Origin of the sequence: Streptomyces sp. MA5143a, assembly GCF_900290235.1 — a bacterium.
Lineage (GTDB): Bacteria > Actinomycetota > Actinomycetes > Streptomycetales > Streptomycetaceae > Streptomyces.
Window position 1 is genome coordinate 55,330 of sequence record NZ_OLMK01000034.1, and the last position, 22,638, is coordinate 77,967.

General features: G+C 69.3%; 18 protein-coding genes. 3 read left to right on the plus strand and 15 right to left on the minus strand.

The genetic code is table 11. The annotated features are described in order from the left end of the window. Positions 1-20: 20 nt before the first annotated feature. The 6 genes from SMA5143A_RS16815 to SMA5143A_RS16840 form a co-directional block, all read right to left on the minus strand. Complete coding sequence (locus SMA5143A_RS16815) at positions 21-1,451, minus strand: family 43 glycosylhydrolase (RefSeq protein ID WP_258193566.1); 1,431 nt, start codon at positions 1,449-1,451, stop codon at positions 21-23. A gap of 26 nt (positions 1,452-1,477) precedes the next feature. Continuing rightward, positions 1,478-4,096 (minus strand): alpha-L-rhamnosidase, encoded by a 2,619-nt coding sequence (locus tag SMA5143A_RS16820; RefSeq protein WP_107463729.1) that lies wholly within the window; start codon positions 4,094-4,096, stop codon positions 1,478-1,480. Continuing rightward, complete coding sequence (locus SMA5143A_RS16825) at positions 4,093-4,989, minus strand: carbohydrate ABC transporter permease (protein ID WP_107463730.1); 897 nt, start codon at positions 4,987-4,989, stop codon at positions 4,093-4,095. The genes SMA5143A_RS16820 and SMA5143A_RS16825 overlap by 4 nt, the downstream gene beginning before the upstream one ends. A 6-nt stretch (positions 4,990-4,995) precedes the next feature. Further along, complete coding sequence (locus SMA5143A_RS16830) at positions 4,996-5,880, minus strand: carbohydrate ABC transporter permease (protein WP_107463731.1); 885 nt, start codon at positions 5,878-5,880, stop codon at positions 4,996-4,998. A gap of 48 nt (positions 5,881-5,928) precedes the next feature. Further along, positions 5,929-7,230, minus strand: coding sequence for an ABC transporter substrate-binding protein (locus SMA5143A_RS16835; protein WP_107463732.1), 1,302 nt, complete (start codon positions 7,228-7,230; stop codon positions 5,929-5,931). Positions 7,231-7,425: 195 nt separating this feature from the next. Next, complete coding sequence (locus SMA5143A_RS16840) at positions 7,426-8,424, minus strand: LacI family DNA-binding transcriptional regulator (protein ID WP_107463733.1); 999 nt, start codon at positions 8,422-8,424, stop codon at positions 7,426-7,428. Between the two features lie 705 nt (positions 8,425-9,129). Here SMA5143A_RS16840 and SMA5143A_RS16845 point away from each other — a divergent pair. Beyond that, complete coding sequence (locus tag SMA5143A_RS16845; protein WP_107463734.1) at positions 9,130-10,560, plus strand: family 43 glycosylhydrolase; 1,431 nt, start codon at positions 9,130-9,132, stop codon at positions 10,558-10,560. 205 nt (positions 10,561-10,765) lie between these two features. On the opposite strand, the gene SMA5143A_RS16850 is transcribed toward SMA5143A_RS16845, so the two are convergent. After that, positions 10,766-11,941 carry a glutathione-independent formaldehyde dehydrogenase gene (locus SMA5143A_RS16850; protein ID WP_107463735.1) on the minus strand — a complete coding sequence of 392 codons (1,176 nt, stop codon included), beginning with the start codon at positions 11,939-11,941 and terminating at the stop codon, positions 10,766-10,768. Between the two features lie 346 nt (positions 11,942-12,287). On the opposite strand from SMA5143A_RS16850, the gene SMA5143A_RS16855 reads away from it, so the two are divergent. Continuing rightward, entirely contained in the window at positions 12,288-12,779 is a 492-nt protein-coding gene (locus SMA5143A_RS16855; RefSeq protein WP_107463736.1) for a hemerythrin domain-containing protein, read from the plus strand. Positions 12,780-13,006: 227 nt separating this feature from the next. Continuing rightward, complete coding sequence (locus SMA5143A_RS16860) at positions 13,007-14,107, plus strand: NAD(P)/FAD-dependent oxidoreductase (RefSeq protein WP_107463737.1); 1,101 nt, start codon at positions 13,007-13,009, stop codon at positions 14,105-14,107. A 69-nt stretch (positions 14,108-14,176) separates the two neighbouring features. Here SMA5143A_RS16860 and SMA5143A_RS16865 read toward each other — a convergent pair whose 3' ends face one another. From SMA5143A_RS16865 to SMA5143A_RS16900, 8 genes are all read right to left on the minus strand, one after another. Then, positions 14,177-15,298: a hypothetical protein gene (locus tag SMA5143A_RS16865; protein WP_181361891.1), complete on the minus strand. Its 1,122-nt coding sequence runs from the start codon at positions 15,296-15,298 to the stop codon at positions 14,177-14,179. 204 nt (positions 15,299-15,502) lie between these two features. Further along, complete coding sequence (locus SMA5143A_RS16870) at positions 15,503-17,293, minus strand: FAD-dependent oxidoreductase (protein ID WP_107463738.1); 1,791 nt, start codon at positions 17,291-17,293, stop codon at positions 15,503-15,505. Next, positions 17,293-17,556, minus strand: coding sequence for a UBP-type zinc finger domain-containing protein (locus SMA5143A_RS16875; RefSeq protein ID WP_107463739.1), 264 nt, complete (start codon positions 17,554-17,556; stop codon positions 17,293-17,295). The genes SMA5143A_RS16870 and SMA5143A_RS16875 overlap by 1 nt, the downstream gene beginning before the upstream one ends. 6 nt (positions 17,557-17,562) lie before the next feature. After that, on the minus strand, positions 17,563-18,033 hold the full coding sequence (gene trxA, locus SMA5143A_RS16880) for a thioredoxin (protein ID WP_107463740.1): 471 nt from the start codon (positions 18,031-18,033) through the stop codon (positions 17,563-17,565). Beyond that, entirely contained in the window at positions 18,030-20,669 is a 2,640-nt protein-coding gene (gene clpB / locus SMA5143A_RS16885; protein WP_107463741.1) for an ATP-dependent chaperone ClpB, read from the minus strand. The genes trxA and clpB overlap by 4 nt, the downstream gene beginning before the upstream one ends. Then, positions 20,660-21,067 (minus strand): chaperone modulator CbpM, encoded by a 408-nt coding sequence (locus SMA5143A_RS16890; protein ID WP_107463742.1) that lies wholly within the window; start codon positions 21,065-21,067, stop codon positions 20,660-20,662. The genes clpB and SMA5143A_RS16890 overlap by 10 nt, the downstream gene beginning before the upstream one ends. Continuing rightward, positions 21,064-22,014 carry a DnaJ C-terminal domain-containing protein gene (locus SMA5143A_RS16895; protein WP_107463743.1) on the minus strand — a complete coding sequence of 317 codons (951 nt, stop codon included), beginning with the start codon at positions 22,012-22,014 and terminating at the stop codon, positions 21,064-21,066. The genes SMA5143A_RS16890 and SMA5143A_RS16895 overlap by 4 nt, the downstream gene beginning before the upstream one ends. A gap of 6 nt (positions 22,015-22,020) precedes the next feature. Further along, positions 22,021-22,638 carry a nucleotide exchange factor GrpE gene (locus SMA5143A_RS16900; protein ID WP_107463744.1) on the minus strand — a complete coding sequence of 206 codons (618 nt, stop codon included), beginning with the start codon at positions 22,636-22,638 and terminating at the stop codon, positions 22,021-22,023.

Consider the following 22,638-nt stretch of genomic DNA (forward strand, 5'->3'; position numbering starts at 1 on the left):
ACACAGGGGTCATTCACGTGTCAGACGACCATCCACTGCTGGTTGACACCGGTGTTGCAGGTGGACTGTTCCAGGGCCGCCCCATTGGCGGTGGATGCTCCGGCGACTTGCAGGCACTTGCCGCTGTTGACGTTGGTGTAGGTGACGTAGCCGCCGATCACGGCGGTCTTCCTCCACAGCTGGTGCGAGGCTCCGGTGCAGGTCGACTGAACGGCCGCGGCGCCGTTGGCGGTGGCGGCGCCGGCGATCTGCAGGCACTTGCCGCTGTTGACGTTGACGAGCCGGTAGTCGGAGCCGACGGCGGTGGGGACCCATTGCTGGTTGGTACCGGAGTTGCAGTTCCCCGAGTTCACCGATGCCTCGTCGGCCGTGCTCGCGAACCAGACGTCGGCGCATTTGTCGGCGTTGCGGTTGAGGAGGTGGTTGTTCGCGGCCCCGAGCGGGCCCGCGAGGACGGGCCAGCCGTTCGCGAAGGTCACCTGACGGATGTCGAGCGTCTCCCGTCCGGCGTTGTCGGCGTCGTAGTAGTGGTAGGCGAGGAACTTGGAGGCGCCGTCGTCGTAGGCGTCCGCGCCACCGGCCGCCACCTTGGGGCGGGCTCCGGTGAGGACGGTGGTTCCGCCGTTCGAGAGCATGTTGACGCCGCTCTGGTCGAGGTACGGGCCGGTGATGCTGGTGGACCGCCCGACCACCGTGTAGTAGTTGCTGTTGGTTCCGCTGCAGCACAGCCCCTTGGAGCCGAAGAGGTAGTAGTAGCCGCCGTTGAGGATGATCGTGGGGTTCTCGATGCCGACGGCGAGGTGCCAGAGGTTGTTGTCGGTGGTCGACAGTTTGCCGGTGGCCTCGTCCAGGACGTGCATGTAGGTGCCGGGGCCGGTGAAGGAGCCCCAGGTGATGTACAGCCGGCCGTCGGGTCCCCAGTCGACGTTGGGGTCGATCGGGTAGTTGACGTCCGTGACCATGCCCTGGTCGGTCCAGGGGCCCTCGATGTCGGTGGCGGTGGCCAGACCCATCACCGCGTAGGCGGAACCCCAGAGTGAACCGGCGTAGTACAAGTGGTACTTGCCGTTGAAGTACTTGATGTCGGGGGCCCAGATGTTCGGCGGGGTCGAGCCGAGCTTGGCGGTGATCCAGGACGGCGTCGACGACCAGACGTTGCCGACCTTCGTCCACCCGGACGCCGCGGTGCCGGCGCACGTCTTGCGCACGGTGATGGATCCGCTGGGGTTGAGCGGGTCGTTCTCGAAACCGGTGGAGAAGCCGTAGTAGCAGCTGCCCACCTTGATGAGGCTGGGGTCGTGCATGCGCAGGTCACCGCTGAGTGCCTGCGCGGGCCCGGCGGTGACCGGGCCCAGGAGGGTGAGCAGTGCCACCAGGATCGATGCGAGGGCGGGGCGTCGGGCCCTGCCGCGTATGGCGGGGCGGGGCGGTTCGGTGTCATGTCCGGTCACGCGAGACTCCTTCGTGTCGCTGTGGCTCAGTGGGTCGTGTCGGGGTCGGAGCCAAGGTGGTGCCGACGCGTGCTCGTGGTCCCGGTCGGCAGGAAGGTCACGCCTCCGTCGGGCCACTCGATGCGTCCGGTCGCGCCGGTGGGCACCGTCGTCCGCACGGTGAGCTCCGTCCGTCCGAGCTCCCATCGGATCGCCACGCGCCCGTACGGCGACTCGTGGGCGGCGCTCGCCCAGCTGATGCCGCCACCCGGACGGGGGCGGAAGACGACCTCCCGATAACCGGGCGCGCTCGCATCGAGTCCCGCGACGGTGGTGTGCAGCCACTGGGCGACGGCGCCCAGGGCGTAGTGGTTGAACGAGGTCATCTCGCCCGGATTGACGGTGCCGTCGGGCAGCATGCTGTCCCAGCGTTCCCAGACGGTCGTGGCGTCGTGCTTGAGCGCGTAGAGCCATGAGGGGCACTCCTGCTGGAGGAGCAGGGCGTAGGCGCTGTCGTCGTGGCCGGTGGCGCTCAGGGCGGGTGCCACCAGCGGGGTGCCGATGAAACCGGTCTGGATGGTGTGCCCGCCCGTCGCGACCAGGTCGGCCAGCCGCCGCCCGGCAGCGGCCCGGGTCGCCGCGTCGGGGAGGAGGTCGAACTGGAGGGCGACGGCGTAGGCGGTCTGGGTGTCGCTGGACATCAGGCCGCCGGGTCGGGCGTACTCGGCGACGAAGGCCTGCCGGACCCGGTCCGCGAGTACCTCGTAGCGGCGGCGTTCGTCCTCGCGCCCCAGGACACCGGCGGTCCAGGCCACATGACGGAGGGACCAGGCGTAGTACGCCGTGGCGATGAGGTGCCGGTCGGTGCGCCCCGCTCCCGGGTCCTCGGGGGGTGCGAACGGGTCGAGCCAGTCGCCGAGTTGGTACCCGCGGTTCCACAGGCCCGACTCGTCGGCGAGCTCGGTGACGAGGTCGACCCAGCGCCGTGCGCAGGCATACTGCGCGGCGAGGAGTCCGGCGTCGCCCGAGGCCCGGTACAGGTCCCACGGCGTCAGTGCCACGACGTCGCCCCAGCCGGCGCCCGGTCTGGCCGGGGTCCACTGTTCACCGCCGGGGATCTCGGGGACGTACCAGGGCACGGTCCCGTCGGCGTGCTGTTCCATGGCGACGTCCCGCAACCAGGAAGCGAGCATGCCGTGGCAGTCGTACAGGAAGGCGGCGGTGGGGGCGAAGATCTGGATGTCGCCGGTCCAGCCGAGCCGTTCGTCGCGCTGCGGGCAGTCGGTGGGCAGGTCGACGAAGTTGCCGCGCAGGCTCCACACCACGTTCTGGTGCAGGCGGTTGACCTGCTCGTTGGAGCACTCGAACCAGCCGGTCCTCGCCATGTCGGTGTGGTGGACGCGGGCGACGATGTCGCGACGGGGGTCGCCGCCCCGCCAGCCGGTGATCTCCGCGTAGCGGAAGCCGTGGAGGGTGAAACGCGGCTCCCAGGTTTCCGGGCCCCCGCCCCGCAGCACGTACCGGTCGGTGGAGATCGCGTCGCGCAGCGGGCGTACGCACAGCTCGCCGTCCTGGAGCACCTCGGCATGGCGGATGACCACCGTGTGCCCGGCCGGGCCGGAGACCGTGACGCGGACTCTCCCGACGAGGTTCTGTCCGAAGTCCACCAGGAGCCGGTCGCCGTCCAGAGCGGTCACCAGCACCGGCGCGATCTCCTCGGTGCAGCGCACCGGCGGTCCGGTGGGCGCGACCAGTGTCGCCGGGTCCCGCGTGACGACGTCCACCGCTGCCCAGTCGCCGTCGTCGAATCCGGGGCTCGACCAGCCGGACCGTTCCTGCCGTGCGTCGTACGTCTCGCCGTCGAGCAGTCCCGAGGAGAGGATGGGTCCCCGGCCGGCCCGCCACGAGCTGTCGGTGCCGATGACGGTGACGGTTCCGTCGCGGTGGAGGATCTCCAACTGCGCGAGGAGAGCGACGCGGTCGCCGTAGAGGTCGGCATGGCCGCCGCCGAAACCGAGGCGGCCGCGGTACCAGCCGTCGGCCAGCCAGGCGCCGATGGCGTTGTCGCCGACGCGCAGGTGCTCGGTGACGTCGTGGGTCTGGTAGCGCAGCCGGTGGTGATAGCTGGTCCAGCCGGGGGCGAGCGTGTGGTCGCCGACGCGGCGGCCGTTGATCTCGATCTCGTACAGGCCGTGGGCGGTGACGTACAGCCGGGCGCGCTCCACCTCCGCGCCGGCCTGGAAGTCCTTGCGCAGCAGCGGTGGACGCCGCTCCGCGTCGCGCCGCTCGACCGACCCGCGCTGCGGCGAGATGGCCTGCGCGGTCCAGTCCGTGGGCTCCAACAGGCCCGTCTCCAGGTGCAGGGCCGGGCTCCAGTCGGAGGCCGCGCCATCGGCTCCGCGGACCCGGAGGCGTACCCTGGCGGGTTCCCGCGATGCCAGTGGCCGGTCCGGCCAGTCGACGAGGACGGATGCCTCGGAGGTCGTCCAGGGCGCGCGGTGCGTTCCCTCGGGGCGGGCGATCTCGATCTGGTAGGCGTGCTGAGTCCACCCGGGAGGCGCCGCGGTCTTCCAGGAGAGCCGGGGAGAGGACTCGCCGATGCCGAACGGCTCCCGGTGGTGCTCCGCGGTCGGAGCGGCCACGCTCGGTACGGGCCGGTGGGTCATCCCTTCACCGCCCCGGCGGTCAAACCCTTGATGATGCGCTGGTTGATGAGCAGGTAGAGCACCAGGGCGCCTACGACGTTGATGCTGATCGCGGCGAACAGCGGGCCGTAGGACGTCTCGCCGTACTGGCCGGTGAAGTTGAGCAGTCCGACCTGAATGGTGCGCAGGTCGTCGTCGGTGGTGAAGGTCAGCGAGATGAGCAGGTCGTTCCAGATGAAGAAGAACTGCACCAGCGCGACCGTGAAGACGGCGTTGCGGACGACGGGGAACCCGATCCGCCAGAAGGCCGTGAGCATGGAGGCCCCGTCGAGAGTGGCGGCCTCGAACATCTCGCGCGGGACCGCGCGGAAGTAGGTGGCCATCATGAAGACGGTGAGCGGGAGGCCGACCGCGGTGTAGGTGATGATCAGCGGCCACAACGTGCCGGACAGTCCGGACTGGAAGTACACCCGGAACAGTGGCAGCAGGATCATCTGGCTCGGCACCATGATGCCCAGCAGGAAGACCAGGAGGACCTGGTGGCGTCCGCGCCAGATCATGACCTCCAGGGCGAATCCCGCAGCGGTGCCGAGCACGATGATGAGGGCGAGCGAGGGAACCGTGGCCAGGAGGCTGTTGCGGACGTAGAGGGCGACGTGCCCGGTCGTCCACGCCTCGGCGTAGTTGTGGAAGTCCCACGTGCCGGGGAGCGACCAGGCGGGGTCGTTGACGAACTCGGACTGGGTCTTGAAGGAGCTGAGCAGCAGCCACACCAGCGGCGTCAGCTCGACGACCACCAGCAGGGCGACGAGCAGGTTGCGGGTCAGGCGCCGGGCGTACTCGCGTTTGCGGACGCCGGCGGGCCGTGAGGTGGGCTGGAGTTTCCGCGGCGGGGCCGTCAGGGTCTCGGTCATGGGGGTTCAGCCCTTGGTCAGGTCGCGTCGCGAGAAGCGGAAGATGATGAGGGTGACGCCGAGGCAGACGACGGTGAGCAGGGATGCGATGGTGCTGCCGTAGCCGTAGTCGCCGTAGGAGAACGCGGTGCGGAACATGTAGAGGGTCAGGGGGGTCGTGTCGCTGCCCGGTCCGCCGTTGGTCAGGGCGAGGACCGAGTCGAACACCTTGAGGGTGCCGTTGATGCTGAACACGATCGAGGAGAGCAGGACGGGCGCGGACAGGGGCAGCACGATGTGCCGGATCAGCCGCCAGCCGGTGGCGCCGTCCAGCCGTGCCGACTCGAGCGTCTCCTCGGGGATGTCGAGGAGCCCGGCGAAGATCAGGACGCCGTAGAAGCCCATGGAGCGCCACACGTCCATGACGACGAGGACGACGAAGGAGCCGCCGGCGCTCGCGAACCAGTCGCCGTGGTGGAGGCCGAGCCCCTCGAGGGCCGCGTTGGCCAGGCCGTTCTGCGGGGCGACGGCGAAGAGCTTCTGGAACATCAGGGCGACCGCGACCGTCGGGAGGATCACCGGGAAGAACACCAGCGTCCGGACGGTCGCGGACGACCTGCGAAGGACGAACACGTAGAGCAGGGCGAGGAGATATCCGCACAGAACCTGCCCGACGCTGACGGCGAGTCCGTACTTGAAGGTGAACCACAGGGCCGAGTGCGCCTGCGGGTCGTTCCAGAGCTTGTCGAAGTTGCCGAACCCTCCGAAGGTGAAGCCCTCGATCACGTTGCCCTTGAAGAAGGTGTACCCGAGGGACCAGCCCATCGGGACCAGCATCACCAGGGTGTACACCAGCAGCGCGGGGCCCAGCAGGACGGCGATGGCACGGCGGTCTCCCAGAACTGAACGCATGACGGCTCTTTCACGAAGGGTGTGGCGGACGGCGGTGGTGCGGCGGGATCAGCCGTTGTCGAGATCGGTCTGGATCTTCCGCATGAAGTCCTTGGCCGAGAGGGATCCGTTGACGAGCGACGCGGCGTTCGTCTGACTGGTCTCCGTCGCCTTCGTGTTGAACAGCGCCTCGAACCACAGGGTGCTGGTCGTGGTCTTGCCGATGGTGTCCTGGACCGTCTGCGTGAGCGGGGGAAGGGTGCCGGTGTCGCCGTTGGGCTTGAACCCGGAGACGGTGCCCTGGTCCTTCAGGGAAGCGGCGCCGTAGTTCTTGGTGATGCAGGAGAGCCAGGCACCGACCTTGGCGTCGTAGGACTTGGCGGAGACGGCGACCGGCAGACCGACGTTGGCCGGGATCTGGTCCGCGCTGCCCTTGCCGCCCGCGACCGTGGGGAACGGCATGAAGCCGACGTTGTCCGCGCCGATCTTGTTCTTGGTCTTGTCGTTGAAGTCGCCGAGTGCCCAGCTGCCCATGTAGAACATGGCGGCCTTGCCGGTGAGGAACTGCTGGGTCGCGGTGTCGTAGTCGATCGATCCGACGCCCTTGCCGAAGTAGCCCGCCTTGCCGAGGTCGGCGATGGCCTGGGCGGCCTTCACATAGGCGGGGTCGGTCAGCTTGGCCTTGCCGTCCGCGACGTCCTGGAGGGCGTCCGGGCCGAGGTCGCGGTAGAGGTAGCCGCTGACGAGGCGGGTGAGGGGCCAGCCGTCCTTGCCGTCCGCGGAGAACGGGGTGACACCGGCACCCTTGAACTTCTTGGCCGCGGCGACCAGTTCGTCGTAGGTGGTCGGCGTGGCGACGCCGTTCTCGGTGAAGAGCTTCTTGTTGTACCAGATGCCCTCGATGTTGAACTGGTACGGCATCACGTTGAACTTGCCGTACAAGTTCTCGACGGTCTTGATCGCCGCCGGCTGGAGGTCGTCCCAGACACCGAGGTCCTTGAGCGTCTTCTCCAGGTCGAGGACCTGGCCGGCCTTGTCCAGGGTCTTGGTGAGCTGCGGGGTGCCGCCCGCCGCGAACTGCACCGGCAGGGCGTTCTGCCCGGCGAGCAGCTGCACCTTCTGGTCGACGTTGCCGATCGGGAGCGTCTGGATCTTCAGCGGTAGGGCCGTGTTCTGCGTCTTGCACGCGCCCTTGCTCAGGGTGGTGAGCTCCTGCTGCACGATGTGGTTGTCATCGTTGATGGTGAGGCTGAATTCCTTGGCGCCGCCGCTCGACGTGTTCGAACCGCCGCCGCAGGCGCTCAGCAGAAGACCGGCGGAGGTGGCGGTCGCCAGGACGGCAAGGCTGCGGGGCTTGAGGGTGTGGTGCACGGGGTTGCTCCTCGCGGTGCACAGCGCATTGAAGCGCTTCAATGTTGCCCCGGAACCTACGGCCCGCTACGCGACCATGTCAAGAATGATTCGCCGGTATTTCCGAACCGCAATGTGCCCGTCCCGGCAGAGAACAGGTGCCCCCCGAGTCGGAGACGGGGGGCACCTGTTCTCTGCCGGGACGGATGGGGCGACTCAGTGCGGCGCGCTGGCCCGGACGATCAGCTCCGGTTCGAGCACGACGGTCGCATGCCGGTGCTGCGCGCCCGAGGCCACCTCGTCCAACAGCAGTCGCATCGCTTCCTGCCCCATCGCCCGCCCCGGCAGGTCCACCGCGGTCAGGGGAACGGCCGCGGATCCGGCTGTCCGGTTGTTCTCGCATCCGACGATCGCGATCCGGCCGGGCACGTCCGTGCCCGCCACCGTGTGCAGTTCGTGGATGATGCCGTTGGCCAGCTCGTCGGTGACGACGACCAGACCGTCCGGCAGGTCGTCGGGCTCCCGTCCGGCGAGCGCCCGGCCGACCAGGTGCCCGTGCGCCGTGGTGAGGCCGGCGCTGTCGATCTCCTCCAGCGCCACACGTCCGCCGGTCTCCTCGACCGCCGCGCGCACCCCCCTGCGGCGGTCACGCACGGGCTGGTAGTCGTCGTGCGCGACCACGTACGCCAGCCTGGTGCGGCCCGTGTCGATGAGGTGGCGGGCCGCCAGATACCCCACGTGTTCGTTGTTGACCAGCACCGAGCAGCACGTGCCCGGCCGCGGCGCGTAGTTGAGGAGCACGATCTGACGTCCGTGCGAGCGCATCCGGGCGATGCCCTCGGTGGAGTCCTCCATCGGAGCCAGCAGCACGCCGGTCACCCGGGCCTCGTCGAACACGTCCAGGTAGTCGTTCTGGAGTCCCATGTCGCACGCCGTGTTCGCGAGCAGCAGGTTGAGGCCGGCCGTGCGGGCAGCCTCCTGCGCGCCGTGCGCCATGTCGATGAACAGCGAGTTCTCGATGTCCGCGAGCACCATGCCGACACTGTCGTTGGACCCCGAGGCCAATGAGCGGGCCGCGTCGTTGCGCACGAAACCCAGCCGGCTTATGGCCTCACGCACGCGCTGCGCGGTCACGGGGCTGACCTTGGCCGGATGGTTCAGGACGTTGGAAACCGTTCCGAGCGAGACGCCCGCCGCCTTCGCGACATCCTGCATGCTCGGACCGGCATGTCCCTGTGCTCGTGGACCTGCGGCTGCCACGACGCTCCTCGGCTTCCGGTCTCCTTCGAACTGGACACGTCACTGACAGGGCCCAGTCGGTGTGAACACCCGCAGGATACACGCTGGCGTTAAAGCGCTCCAACGTCTGTAGGTGACTCACACCCCGGAACTCGCTGGATGCGAGCCCATATGCCCGGCTCGCGGGGTTTTGACTGGTGTGCTCGCGAGCTGTCAGTCTCCGGGGCAGCGCCCACTCCACGAGCCTCGCCACAGGAGCGGCGGCACGCACCGGACTTGCTGCTGTCCGCAGGATGCTGCGGGAGCCCTTGACGTGCGGACCGGACAGTGCCAGCCTCACACCGCTGAAGCGATTGAAGCGTATCAATCCGCGCTTCGGCTCTGGAATGCTGGCCCACGCGGCGACCTCCCCACAGCCGTACCGGCCATGCACAGGCCTGACCATGTGCTCCGGTTCCGCGCGGGAGCACATGGTCGGCCCTCACGCAGCCAAACCCGCCCGCCGTCCTCTCACACCGCCGAGGAAGCCGCGAAGCCATGACAGCCGGCCTCGGCGCCCCCAGGGCGGGGTGGGGAGACAGGGACGTGTCGGGTCCGCATCGAGCTGTGGACGCGCGAGGCGGCGACCGGACACCCGCCGCGCGGTCGCGCCCATGCATCAGCGACACGAAGGAGTCTCGAATGACAAGCCGGCGCGCCGCAGGCGCATACCCCGAGATCCGCAGACGTTGTGTCCCTCCCACCCTTGCCGCGATCCTGGCCACCCTCTTGGTCGTCATGGGTCTGGTCACCGCCGGCCCGGCAAAGGCACTCAGCGGTGACGTCCGGATGCACGACCCGAGTGTCATCAAGGTGGGACACTGCTACTACGGATTCTCCACCGGGTTCGAGAAGGACCCGCTCAACCCCAGCGGATCCATCACCATCCGCAGGACATGCGCCCGCACCGCCGCGACGGGCTGGGCGAAGGTGGGCAACGTCTGGGAGACGACCCCGTCGTGGATCAGCAGCAAGCTCGGCGCGACTCCGCCGAACATCTGGGCCCCCGACATCGCGTACTTCAACGGCAAGTACCACCTGTACTACGCCGGTTCGCGATGGGGGACGAACTACGCGGTGATGGGCCTGGCCACCGCCAGGCACATCGAAGGCCCGTGGACCGACCAGGGCATGGTCACGGACGTCAACTACCCGATCGACCCCAACGTCGAGAAGGGGCCCCACGGCCGGCTGTACATCTCCTGGGGCTCCTGGACCGGCAGCGGCACCTACATGCACGCCCTGAACCCTCGCACCGGCAAGTTGTCCGGCACTGACAACAAGCTCCGGCACGTCGCCATCAACATCGAGAACCCCACCATCATCCACAACGGCGGCTACTACTACCTCTTCGGTTCCAAGGGGTGGTGCTGCAGCGGGGTGAACAGCACCTACTACACCGTGGTGGGGCGGTCCACCAGCATCACCGGCCCCTACCTGGACCAGAGCGGCACGGACATGCTGTCCAACGGCGGAACCACCGTCCTCACCGGCGCGTACCCCAAGGTCGCCGCGGGTGGCGCCGACGCGTTCGAAGACGGCAGGTCCGACTATCTCGCCTACCACTACTACGACGGCGACAACGCCGGGCAGGAGACCCTCGACCTCCGCCGGGTGACCTTCGCGGGCGGATGGCCCGTCATCGCCGGTCCTCGCGGTGCCGCCAACAACCATCTGCTGAACCGCAGCAGCGGCAAGTGCGCGGACGTCTGGTACCTGAGTACGGCGGACGACGCGTCGGTCAACTCCGGGAACTGCAACTCCGGCGCCAACCAGCAGTGGGTGTCGACGCCGGTGGGCCGCGACTACCAACTGGTCAACGTCAACAGCGGTAAGTGCCTCCAGGTCTCCGGTGCCTCCACCGCCGACGGCGCGGCGGTCGTCCAGTCGACGTGCACCGGTGCCTCGCACCAGTTGTGGAAGAAGACACCGGTGATCGGCGGCTACGTCACCTTGACCAACGTCCGCAGCGGCAAGTGCCTGGAGGTCGCCGGGGCGTCCGGCGACAACGGCGCGGCCCTGGACCAGTCGACCTGCGCCGCCAGCGCCAACCACCAGTGGATGGTCGTCTGACCGCTACAGCGAGCGGTGTCCCAGGGGGCGACACGCTTGGCAGGCCATGCGCACCCCGGGCGGGCAGGCTCCGCCCGGGGTGCCGTCGTGCCGTCACACACTCGTGCGGTGATCGCCGCTGGTTCAGCCACTGGCGGAGTCCGGGTGACTGACACCCGTCACCCGGACCGGTCCGGGGAGCAGACGGGCTGCGGTCCCTGGGTTCCTATCGCTTGCTGCCGTTGCCGTGGCCGTTGGGATGCAGGACCACCTTGGTCCAGCCCTCGTCGCGGGCGTCGAAGTGCTCGTAGGCGGTGGGGGCCTCGTCCAGGCTGAGCTCGTGGGAGACGATGAAGCTCGGCGTCGCCTTCTCGGCGGCGATCAGGTCCCGCAGCGCCCGGTTGTACTTCTTCACCGGGGCCTGGCCGGTCCCCATGTGCTGGCCCTTGAACCACATCGTCCCGAAGTCGATCGGTACCTTGCCCTGTGCCTCCAGCTCTCCCTGCGCCTCTTCGCCGCCGGGGTCCTGGGGCAGGAACACGCCCACCACTCCGATGTCGCCCGTGAACCTGACCGAGTCGATCAGGCCGTTGAGGGTGAGGCTGGCGTCCTCGTCTCCCTCGTGGTCGTGGGCCTGGTAGCCGACGCATTCGCACCCGTTGTCGGCGCCGAGGCCGAGGGTGGCTTCCTTGACGACCTCCGCCGGGTCCTGCTCGGCGGTGTTGATCGGGATGGCCCCGATCTCCTCCGCCTTGCTCAGCCGGTCGGGCTGGTGGTCGGCCACCCAGACACGCCCGGCGCCCTTGAGGAGCGCGGAGTAGGCCGCCATCAGCCCGACGGGGCCGGCCCCGAAGACGATCGTCTGGTCGCCCGGTTTGACGTTGGCCATCTCGGTGGCGTGGTAGCCGGTGGGGAAGATGTCGGCGAGCATCACGTAGTCGGTCTGGCGCTCGGCGGCGTCCTCGCCCAGGCGCAGCGCGTTGAAGTCGCCGTAGGGCACACGCAGCAGCTCCGCCTGGCCACCCTGGTAGGGGCCCATGTCGGCGAAGCCGTAGGCGGCTCCGGCCAGGGCCGGTTCCGGCTGCATGGTCAGGCAGTAGTTGGTCAGCCCCTGCTCGCACTGCTTGCAGAAGCCGCAGGCGATGTTGAAGGGCAGGACCACGTACTCGCCGACCTGGACCTTGCGCACGGCCGGGCCGACCTCCACGACCTGGCCCATGTTCTCGTGCCCCAGCGTGCGGCCGGACTCGAACGAGGTACGGCCCTCGTACATGTGCAGGTCCGAACCGCAGATGTTGGTGGTGGTGATCTTGACGATGATGTCGCAGGGATGCTCGATCTTCGCGTCCGGTACGTCCTTCACCGTGACCGTTCGCGGTCCTTCGTATACCGCTGCCTTCATGATTGAAATCCCTTGATGTCGCGGCACGACCGCACCACGGCGGCGATGGAGACGGCGCGAAATGCCTCACTCCCGAGCATTGAACGAGGGGGGTGCGGGACGCGGTCCGTGGCTCCGACATGCCTCTACGGGTCGTCCACCCGGATCAGGTGCAACGGCGCGGCCGACGGCTTGCGATACGGAGTACCGGCGGCGTGCCGCACGGGTCCCCGTCGACCCTCGACGCGAAACGAGCACACGCACATCAATCAGGAAAATCTTGATGCAGACAATCCTGCTGAACACCAGTGGACGGGGTAGCAGGAACTCGGCAAGGTCCCCCCGCACGAAAGTGAGGCCTCTTCCCATGGCAGAGACACGAGACGTCGTTGAACTCATTCTTCAGGACCACCGGAAGATGGAGGAGCTCTTTCGCCTGATGCGCAGCGTCGAAGCCGACCGGGCCGCCGCTTTGCGGGAATTCTCCGATCTGCTGATCGCGCACGCGCTGGCGGAAGAGGCGAAGGTCTATCCCGCGCTCAAGCGCTACAAGAAGATCGACGACGAAGAGGTGGAACACGGCGAGGAGGAGCACGAGGAGGGCAACAAGGCACTCCTGGAACTGCTGGAAGTCGACGAGGTCGGCTCCCCGGAGTGGGACGAGAAGCTGGAAGATCTCGTTCAGGCCGTCACCCACCACGCCGACGAGGAGGAGCGCACCATCCTCAACGGGGCGCGCGAGAACGTGGCCATGGAGCGCCGCGAGGAACTGGGCGCGGCTTTTGTGGAAGAGCGCGAGCGTCAGCTGAAGGAAGGCTGCGGCGCCGTCGACAATGTGCGCCGCATCGTCAGCTCCTGACCACAACCCGTGCCACTCCCCTGGAATCAGGGCCGCCATCCGAGGTGGCCGCTTGACTTATTTCAGACCGGTGTGACGCTGGAGAAGAGGCGGTTCCGCCGCCGTATCGCGTAGAGCCTGGCAGCGCCGCCCATCGGGTCCAGTCACCCACCGGTTCGCGGCGGCGACAGATGACCCGACCCCTGCTCCGTAGGGGAAGTCTCGGGGACGCGAAATGAGGCGATCAAATGGACCGGGTTCCCGAGGTGGCCGTGATAGGAGCCGGCATCGTCGGACTCTGCACCGCCTATGCACTGGCCGAACGCGGAACGATGGCGCGGGTCTACGAAAGCGGCCTTCCAGGCAACGGGCAATCCGGTGGCGAGTCCCGCATATTCCGTCACGCGCACGACGACGCCCGCCTGGTTGAATTCACCCGGCAGGGCCGCGCCGTCTGGGACGAGTGGGCCGACCGGTTCGGCGCCGAACTGATCTCCCAGGATGGCGTGGTCGCCCTGGGCGATCCCGTTCCTGGGAGACTTCGCATTCTGCGGGATGCCGGCGGCATACGGGCCCGGACCGTGGACAGCGACGAGCTTCAGGCCGGCATGCCGCTGCTCGCGGACTACCGCGGGCCCGCGATGCTCGATGAGGACGGCGGTGCCATCCGCGCCCGGGTCGCGGTCCAGTGCCTGGCCGACGCACTGGGTGACTCCGTGGTCACCGACGAGGTCCTCTCGCTGCGTCCCACGGGCCGCGGCACGGTGGAGGTGCTCAGCACCGTCGGCCGCGAAGAGTACGCGAGCGTCGTGGTGTGCGCGGGCTTGGGCGCCGCCCGACTGGCGCGCAACGTGGGGCTTTCGCTCCCCATACGGTCGGCGGCCCACGTCCGCCTCACCTTCCAGGTCAGGGGAGCACCCCCGGAACGGGTCGCCTGTCTGCAGGACAGCAGCGGCGACTTCGGGGAGGTCGGCGTCTACGCAGCCCCCTACCCGGGCAACAGCCGATATGCGGTGGGCCTCAGCCAAGCGGTCGAGGTGCGGGAGGACGGCAGTGTCGTGGACCCCGAAGCGCTGGCGGCACTCAGCGACCGCGCCAGCGCGTATGTCTCCCACGCATTGCCCCGCCTCGACCCCGAGCCCGTCGAGCACCTGCACTGCTGGGTGACAAGCCTGCCGTGGAGCGAAGACGGCCTAGCGGTCTGGGAAGCCGACAGAATCCTTTTCGTAGCCGGGCACAACCTCTTCAAACAGGCACCTCGACTGGGGCGGGCATTGGCCGGCGCGGCCATGGCCGAAAAACTCGAGGAGAACCTGCGTCCGGCGGCAACACTCGGCCGGCCCGGCTGAACGCCCAACTGGGGCCATGTCGCTGGACGCCCTGCGGTACGCCCCGGCCGCGTCGCCGGGCAACACCCTTTAGTCATCTCGGCCGTTCTGAAGCTTGCGGCGACGTTCCTGTTCGCGCTTGGAGTAGGCGGCCGCCCGGATCGCCTCGTCGCTCTCCAAGCCTGATCCCAGTGCGCCGCCCACCGTGGCGACCGAAGCGACGAACCAGGCCAGCGTCACGTACTCCTCGGCGTGCAGTGGGGTTCGCGTCATGGAGGCGAACACTTGGTCGTTGAGGATGAACAGCGCCCACACCCAGTTGATGAGCATCAAACCCACGTAGCAGACGAGCACCCCGATACCCACGGTCGCGACCGTCGAGGCGTTGTAGAGCCGCGCTCTCTGCCTCGCCTCCGGCGAGCTCTCCGCTGATCGATGCCACAGCTCCGCGTCTATGATCAGCCAGCCGATCATGATCGCGACAGATCCGACGGTGGCGATCACAAGGCGTGGCGTGCTGAGGAACGCGGCCAGGCTCCAGACGGTGGAGTTCACGGTGGCGACTGCCCCGGTGGCGAGCGCGGCCGCCAGGGCTTTCGACAAGCCCGGCACCAACCGCCACGGCCGGTTGGCGCGGACCATCCCGGCGAGCACTCGCAGGTAACCGCGCGGTCCGCCGACGACGTACCGAAGATCGTCGGTCTCCTCCTCGCCGGTTCGGCCCGGATGAACAGGCGCGAGCCGCTTGCCGGAGGGCCCCGGAAGCGGCTGACCTCGTGAAGGTCCTTCAGCACCAGTGGTTGACGGACCCGAGATGTCAAGCACGGCTTCTTCGACGGCCCGCCGGGCCCTCGTCTGCAGCCGCAGGCCTCCCAGTGAAGGAAGAGAGAGCAGCGCCAAGCCGTGTTCGTGATTCAGGTTCACAGCGAGCCTGCGCCCGTGTGCGTGCAGTGGGAGATCGGTGAGGGCCACGACGATGTCCCAGTTCTCCGCACTCCCACGGTCCATGATCTGGCGCATCAAGGTGGGCGGGTCTTCCGCCCCGGCGGTGAAGGGCTCACTGACCACCTCGACGTCGAACCGTCGCCCCTGGCCCGACTTGTCGGCGAGCCGAGCAGAAAGTGTCCGGGCCATGCGCTGCGCGATTTCCGTAGGCGTGTCCGGATCCGCCAGGAGAGCCACGACCGTGACGCCTTGAGAGGACACCTGCATTGCTGGACCCTCCTCACCGGCTGCCCCGCCGCTCCCGAGTGCCCACAGACTCCGCCGAGGTAACGTCGATGCCGCGCGTCACGCCTGCCCCCGCCTGCGGGTGCAGGCGGTCACACGGTCTGCTCCCACCGGTCCACGAGCGCGTCCGCCATCCGCGAAGGACGGGCGTAGTCACTCCCCCATCGCCTGCTTCTCCTTCTCCGGTCATGCGAGCCAAGCGGACTCCTTCCGACGGGTGTGCGGGGAGCTGTCGGTGCCGCCGGGCGCGGCCGTGTGGCCCAGGTAGCGGTGCACGAAGTGGATGCTCATCGCGCCTTCGCCGACCGCGGAGGCCACGCGTTTCACCGAGCCGCTGCGGACGTCGCCGGCGGCGAAGACGCCAGGGAGGCTGGTCTCCAGCGTCAGACAGTCGCGGCCCTGGCTCTGCCAGACTTCGGCAACGGAGCGGGCCTGCGCCTCCGTGCCGGTGAGCACGAAGCCGCGCGCGTCGAGGGCGAGAGCGCCCGACAACCACTCGGTGTGGGGGTCGGCGCCGGTGAAGACGAACAGGGCCCGCACCGCGAGCTGCCGATGCTCGCCCGTACGGTGGTCGACCACGGTGACCGCCTCCAGCACCTTGTCGCCGAGTGCCTCGGTCACCTCGGTGCGCAGCAGCACCCGCACTCGCGGGTGGCGCTCGACCTGATCGATCAGGTAGCGCGACATGTGTGCCTCAAGACTCGGCCCACGGACGAGCAGATACACCTGCGGTGCGTACCCGGCCAGGAAGAGTACGGCCTGGCCCGCGGAGTTGCCGCCCCCGACGACGGCCACCGGGTCGGTGCGGCACTGCTGGGCCTCGTAGACCGTCGCCGAGTAGTGGACGCTCGTTCCCTCCAGGCGTTCGATGCCGGGCACATGGAGGCGACGGTAGCGGGCGCCGGTGGCCAGGACGACGGTGCGGGCGGTGATCTCGCTGCCGTCGGCGAACCCGACGGCGTAGTGGCCGTCCCGCGGTTCGAGACGGGCCGCCTCCACCGGGACGCTGATCCGGGCGCCGAACTTGTCGGCCTGGAGCACGGCGCGGTCGGTGAGTTCGGCGCCGGAGATGCCGGAGGGGAAGCCGAGCAGATTCTCGATGCGGGACGACGTCCCGGCCTGGCCGCCGGTGGCCATCGCCTCGACCAGGGTCGTACTGAGACCTTCCGAGGCGGCGTTCACCGCGGCGGCGAGGCCGGCGGGTCCGGAGCCGACGATCAGGAGATCGCCGTGATGGTTTCCCGCGGGCAGCGAGGGCAGGCCGATGAGCCGGGCCAGTTCCGCGTTGCTGGGGTTGCGCAGCAGAGTGGTGTCCCGCCAGATGACGAGCGGTGTCTCCTCCGGGTCGACGCCGAAGCGGCGCAGCAGCGCCTCGGCCTCCTCGTCCGTCTCCAGATCGATCCAGCGGTACGGCAGCCGGTTGCGGGCGGCGAACTCACGCAGCCGCCGGGTGTCGGGCGAATAGCGCGAGCCGACGATGCGGAAACCGGCGCCCTGCCCGACGAGCAGGGCACGGCGGCCCAGGCAGGCGCGCAGCACCAGATCGCCGAGGACGGAGTCCCGGGCCACCAGGTCACGCAGTTGCTCCATGGACAGAGCGAGGACCTCACCGGGGTCCCTGACCGTGGCGGTGTAGAAGGCCACCTGCCCGTTCAGGAGGCCGAGTTCGCCGATGAAGCGGCCGGGGCCGTGCACGCGCAGCAGACGTTCGTCGGGCGTGCCGTAGTCCTCGACGACGGCGACCGAGCCGCTGAGGACGACGTAGAACGTCTCGCACCGCTCCCCCTCCCGGATCAGCACGTCGCCGGCGTCGACTTCGCGCCGCCGACCACGCTGCGCCAGGCGGTCGATCTGGTCCTCCGACAGGCGGGGATAGGCGCCGTAGAGGTCGGCGGTCTCGAGGGGGACGCTCTCCTGCGTCTCGTCCGTCTGGTCCGGCACCTGCGCTGCGCTCGGCCGTGTCCCGTCGCCGGACATCACACGAACGCCTCGTGGACGAAGCACCACCGCCAGTCCTCGCCGGGCTCCAGCGACGCGGCGATCGGGTGGCCGTCGGCGGCGGCGTGACGGCGCGCGTGCCGGTTCGGCGAGGAATCGCAGCAGCCGACGTGGCCGCAGGTCAGGCAGAGCCTCAGGTGGACCCACGGGGAGCCGAGCAGCAGACACTCCTGGCACCCTTCGGGGGTACGCGGCTGGACCGGCCGGACGAGCGCGAGGTGGGGGTCGGTTCGTACGGTCATGGCTGATCACCCTTTCCCGGCGGGCGGACGGGCCGGTTCGCGGCCCGCGATCGACTGCTCCACCCACCGCCGCAGGGCTGGGGCGGGTGCGGCGCCCGCTTGCCGGGCGATGGTCTGTCCGTTGTCGAGGACCAACAGTGTCGGTACCGCCTGGACCTCGAACCGCTGCGCCAGGCGTGGGTTCTTGTCGATGTCGACCTTGACCAGTTTGATCTTTCCCGCGAGATCGGTGGCGACCTTCTCCAGCGCGGGGCTCACCATGCGGCAGGGTCCGCACCAGGTGGCCCACAGGTCGACGACGACGGGCACGGTGGCCTGCTCGACGACCTCGGTGAAGTCGTCGTCGCCCGCGTCGGCCGTCCACGGCAGCGGCTGTTCGCAGTTGCCGCAGGTGGGGCGGCCCTCGGCGGCCACGGGTACCCGGTTGGTGCGCCCGCAGTGCGGGCAGGTGACGTTGGTGGCCTGAACAGTGCTCATGCCGCTCTCGCCCCCTTCTCCTCCTCGGGCTCGTCGTAGCTGACCACCAGCTCGCCGTGCTCGGCGTCGACGCGGACCGTCGCGCCGTCCTGGACGTCGCCGCGCAGCAGGGCGCGCCCGACCAGGGTCTCGACCTCGTGGGAGATGTAACGCCGCAGCGGCCGGGCCCCGTACACCGGGTCGTAGCCCTGGTGGGCGATCAACTCACGGGCAGCCTCGGTGAGTTCGACGGTGATGCGGCGCTCGGCGAGGCGACGGCGCAGTTCGTCGAACTGCAGCTCCACGATCCGCTCGATCTGAGGCTCACCGAGCGGCTTGAACAGCACGATGTCGTCGACGCGGTTGAGGAACTCCGGGCGGAAGTGCCCGCGCAGCTCGCCCATGACCAGGGCGCGGGCGTCCGGCTTGATCTCGCCCTCGGCGGTGGCGCCGTCGAGGAGGTGCACGGAACCGATGTTGGACGTCATGATGATCACGGTGTTGCGGAAGTCGACGGTGCGGCCCTGGGCGTCGGTGATGCGGCCGTCGTCGAGGATCTGGAGCAGGGTGTTGAAGACATCGGTGTGCGCCTTCTCGATCTCGTCGAACAGCACGACCGAGTACGGCTTGCGGCGTACGGCCTCGGTGAGCTGACCGCCCTCCTCGTAGCCGACGTATCCGGGCGGGGCCCCCATCAGCCGGCTGACGGTGTGCCGCTCCTGGTACTCGCTCATGTCGAGGCGGACCATGTTCTCCTCGGAGTCGAACAGGGCCGCCGCGAGGGTCTTGGCCAGTTCGGTCTTCCCGACGCCGGTGGGGCCGAGGAAGATGAACGAGCCGATGGGCCGGCGAGGGTCGCGGATGCCGGAGCGGGCGCGGATGATGGCGTCGGCGACGAGCTTGACGGGCTCGTCCTGGCCGATGACGCGCTCGCGCAGGATCTCGTCGAGGCGGAGCAGCTTCTCGCGTTCGCCCTCCTGGAGGCGGGCGACGGGAACGCCGGTCCAGGCGGCGACGATCTCGGCGATCTCCTCCTCGGTGACGACCTCGCGCAGCAGCCGGTTCTGCCCCTGCTTGGCGACCAGTTGCTCCTCCTCGGCCTTCAGCCGGCGTTCCACGTCCTGGAGGCGGCCGTAGCGGAGTTCGGCGGCGCGGTTGAGGTCGTAGGCGCGTTCGGCCTCCTCCGCCTCGTGGCGGACCTGTTCCAGTTCCTGGCGCAGTTCCTGCACGCGGCGGATGGCCTGCCGTTCGGCCTCCCACTGGGCGTGTTTGGCGTCGGCCTCGCCGCGCAGGTCGGCGAGTTCCTTGCGCAGTTCCTCGAGGCGTGTCCTGCTCGCGGGGTCGGTCTCCTTGGAGAGGGCGGCCTCCTCGATCTCCAGGCGGGTGACGCGGCGGGTGATCTCGTCGAGTTCGGCGGGCATCGAGTCGATCTCCGTACGCAGCCGGGCGCATGCCTCGTCGATGAGGTCGATGGCCTTGTCGGGCAGGAACCGGTCGGTGATGTAGCGGTGGCTGAGGGTGGCCGCGGAGACCAGTGCGGTGTCCTGGATCTTCACGCCGTGGAAGATTTCCAGGCGTTCGCGCAGTCCGCGCAGGATGGAGATGGTGTCCTCCACGCTCGGCTCGTCGACCAGGACCTGCTGGAAGCGGCGTTCGAGGGCGGCGTCCTTCTCGATGTGCTTGCGGTACTCGTCGAGGGTGGTGGCGCCGATCATGTGGAGTTCGCCGCGGGCGAGCATCGGCTTGAGCATGTTGCCCGCGTCCATGGCTCCTTCGGCGGCGCCCGCGCCGACGACGGTGTGGAGTTCGTCGACGAAGAGCAGGATGTGCCCCTGGGCTGCCTTCACCTCGGACAGCACGGCCTTGAGGCGTTCCTCGAACTCGCCCCGGTACTTGGCTCCGGCCACCAGCGAGCCCATGTCGAGTGCGAACACGGTCTTGTCGCGCAGCCCTTCGGGCACGTCGCCCCGGACGATGCGCTGGGCCAGGCCCTCGACTATGGCGGTCTTGCCGACGCCGGGGTCGCCGATGAGGACGGGGTTGTTCTTGGTCTTGCGGCTGAGGATCTGGGTGACGCGGCGGATCTCGGCGTCCCGGCCGATGACCGGGTCGAGTTTGCCGTCCCTGGCCTCGGCGACCAGGTCACGGCCGTACTTCTCCAGGGCCTCGTACGCCACTTCGGGGTTGGCCGAGGTCACGCGCTGGTTGCCGCGGATCTGGGTGAGCGCGCTCAGGAACGAGTCCCGGGTGATGCCGTGCTCCTTGAGGAGCCGTCCGGCGGCGGTGGACGAGCCCTCCTCGGCCAGGGCGAGCAGGAGGTGCTCCACTGAGACGTACTCGTCCTTGAGGCGTTTGGCCTCCCGCTCGGCCGCGTCCAGCAGCCGGGACAGGCGCTGGGTGACGAACACCTGGCCCGGCGCCGCACCCGGGCCGGTCACCTTGGGCCGACGGGAAATCTCCTCACGCACAGCCGCACGGAGTTCCTCGGGCTCCCTGCCCGTCTGTTGCAGCAGCCGCGGGATCAGGCCGTTCTCCTGGTCGAGGAGAGCGAGCAGCAGATGCTCACCGTCGACCTCGGTCTGGCCCATACGGACGGCGGCGGTCTGCGCCTCCTGGAGGGCTTCCTGTGACTTCTGGGTGAGACGGTTCATGTCCATGGCGGTATGTCACTCCTCGTACCGGCGCGGCGCAGTGCGGCTTCGAGCAGGCTGATGCGGTCCAGCAGATCGAGCACCAGACCGATGGATGCGTAGTTGAGACACAGACCCGAGCGCAGCCGCTGAACGCGGGCGAGAACTGCCGGGGCCGCGGAGTCGAACACCAGGCGCCCCGCGGCGTCGCGCTCGGCGTCGACCAGGCCCAGGGCGACGAACCGGCGGACCAGGTCGGGATGGACGCCGGCGCGGCGGGCCACGGTGTCCAGGGAAAGCCTGGGCACGGGGACGAGCGCGTACCGCACGGCCGTGGAGCCGGCGCTCGTCCGTACGGGACGCCCGCCCGCCTCGGCCCGGGCGGTCCGGCCGCCGGTCGCAGCCCTTGAGGGTCGGTCGCTCATCTCGGCCTCCTGGGGTCGTACGAAGAGGTGGCGGCGAGCTCCTCGAACAGCTCGCGTTCCCGGTCGCTGAGCTTGGGCGGCACCATGACGCGGAGTTCGGCGTAGAGGTTGCCGTCGGCACCGCGCGGGTTCGGCATGCCCTCGCCGCGCAGTCGCAGTCGCCGGCCACTTGACGAGCCTGCGGGCACCGTGACCTTGGCCGTGGAGCCGCCCGGGGTGGGCACCGGAACCGTCGCGCCCAGCGTGGCCTCCCAGGGGGTGACCGGAAGCTGCACGTACACGTCCCGGCCGTCCAGCCGGAACCGAGGGTGCGGTGGGATACGCACCCGCAGATACAGATCCCCCGCGGCGGCGGCACCACTGCCCCGTCCGCCCTCGCCCGCCAGGCGGACGCGCTGCCCGTCGGTGACGCCGGGCGGTACGTCGACCTCGTACCGTCGCGGCTGCCCGGTGGGGCCGGCGAGCGTGACGCTTCGGCGGCCGCCCTTGTACGCCTCCTCGACGGTGAGCGGCAGCTCCGCCTCCTGGTCGGCTCCCGGTACACCGCCGGGGGCGGCGCCTGCTCCGAAGAGCGAGCCGAGCAGGTCCTCGATGTCGACGCCCTCCGCTGCGAAGTCGTCGCCGAAGCCGGTGTACCGGACACGGGGGCCGCCCGCGCCCGCGGTCCTCCGAGCGCGGAAGCCGCCGTCGGTTCCGGCACCGACCCGCTCCTCCCAGTCCTCGGGGACCTTCCGGAAGTCCTCGCCGAAGCGGTCGTAGCGGGCCCGAGTCTTGGGGTCCGCCAGGACGCTGTATGCCTCGTTGAGGTCCTTGAAGCGTTCCTCCGCCCCCGGGTCCTTGTTGACGTCGGGGTGGTACTTGCGGGCGAGTCTGCGATACGCCTGCTGGATCTCGTCCTGGCTCGCGGTCCGTGACACGCCCAGTACCTCGTAGAAGTCCTGTCCCATGACCGGTCACTCCCGCTTCGCGACCGTCACGGCGGCGGGCCTGAGCTGCCGTTCACCGTCCCCGTAGCCCGGGCGGAGCACGTCGACGACCGTGCCCGGTGGGGCGTCGGGGTCCTGGACGACACCGACCACCTCGTGCCGGGCCGGGTCGAAGGCGACGCCGGTCTCCGCGTGTCGCGGGTAGCCGAGCAGTTCGAGGACGTTCACCGCCTGGTCACGGACCGCCCGGATGCCCTCCGCGATCGCGCCGGGGTCGGATCCCGCATGGGTCAGGGCGAGTTCGAGGTTGTCCACGACGGGCAGGAAGGCCGCGGCTGTGCGGGACCGCTCGACCGTCCGCTCCCGCTCCAGTTCCCTGGCGTGGCGCTTGCGGAGGTTGTCGAGGTCGGCGAGCGCGCGCCGCCAGTGGTCCTCAAGTTCCTTGAGCTCGGCCGTGTGCTCGTCCTCGGACGGGGCGGGGCCGCCGGCCGCGTCGGGGCCGGGTTCCTCGTCCGTGTCGGGCCCCGTCCCGGCCGGCGTGCCCGAGCGCGGAAGATCCCCTCGAGGAGGACGTACGGCGCCCTCCGGAGCCAGGTCGACCGGGTCCGGCACGGCCGGGTCGGATTCCCTGGGGTGGATGGGCAT

Coding starts and splice junctions, on each gene's coding strand:
- SMA5143A_RS16830 (WP_107463731.1), bottom strand. CDS start 5,880: ATGCGTTCAGTTCTGGGAGACCGCCGTGCCATCGCCGTCCTGCTGGGC.
- SMA5143A_RS16840 (WP_107463733.1), bottom strand. CDS start 8,424: ATGCAGGATGTCGCGAAGGCGGCGGGCGTCTCGCTCGGAACGGTTTCC.
- SMA5143A_RS16845 (WP_107463734.1), top strand. CDS start 9,130: ATGACAAGCCGGCGCGCCGCAGGCGCATACCCCGAGATCCGCAGACGT.
- SMA5143A_RS16850 (WP_107463735.1), bottom strand. CDS start 11,941: ATGAAGGCAGCGGTATACGAAGGACCGCGAACGGTCACGGTGAAGGAC.
- SMA5143A_RS16870 (WP_107463738.1), bottom strand. CDS start 17,293: ATGTCCGGCGACGGGACACGGCCGAGCGCAGCGCAGGTGCCGGACCAG.
- SMA5143A_RS16900 (WP_107463744.1), bottom strand. CDS start 22,638: ATGCCCATCCACCCCAGGGAATCCGACCCGGCCGTGCCGGACCCGGTC.
- SMA5143A_RS16875 (WP_107463739.1), bottom strand. CDS start 17,556: ATGACCGTACGAACCGACCCCCACCTCGCGCTCGTCCGGCCGGTCCAG.
- SMA5143A_RS16820 (WP_107463729.1), bottom strand. CDS start 4,096: ATGACCCACCGGCCCGTACCGAGCGTGGCCGCTCCGACCGCGGAGCAC.
- trxA (WP_107463740.1), bottom strand. CDS start 18,033: ATGAGCACTGTTCAGGCCACCAACGTCACCTGCCCGCACTGCGGGCGC.
- SMA5143A_RS16890 (WP_107463742.1), bottom strand. CDS start 21,067: ATGAGCGACCGACCCTCAAGGGCTGCGACCGGCGGCCGGACCGCCCGG.
- SMA5143A_RS16860 (WP_107463737.1), top strand. CDS start 13,007: ATGGACCGGGTTCCCGAGGTGGCCGTGATAGGAGCCGGCATCGTCGGA.
- SMA5143A_RS16825 (WP_107463730.1), bottom strand. CDS start 4,989: ATGACCGAGACCCTGACGGCCCCGCCGCGGAAACTCCAGCCCACCTCA.
- SMA5143A_RS16895 (WP_107463743.1), bottom strand. CDS start 22,014: ATGGGACAGGACTTCTACGAGGTACTGGGCGTGTCACGGACCGCGAGC.
- clpB (WP_107463741.1), bottom strand. CDS start 20,669: ATGGACATGAACCGTCTCACCCAGAAGTCACAGGAAGCCCTCCAGGAG.
- SMA5143A_RS16855 (WP_107463736.1), top strand. CDS start 12,288: ATGGCAGAGACACGAGACGTCGTTGAACTCATTCTTCAGGACCACCGG.
- SMA5143A_RS16865 (WP_181361891.1), bottom strand. CDS start 15,298: ATGCAGGTGTCCTCTCAAGGCGTCACGGTCGTGGCTCTCCTGGCGGAT.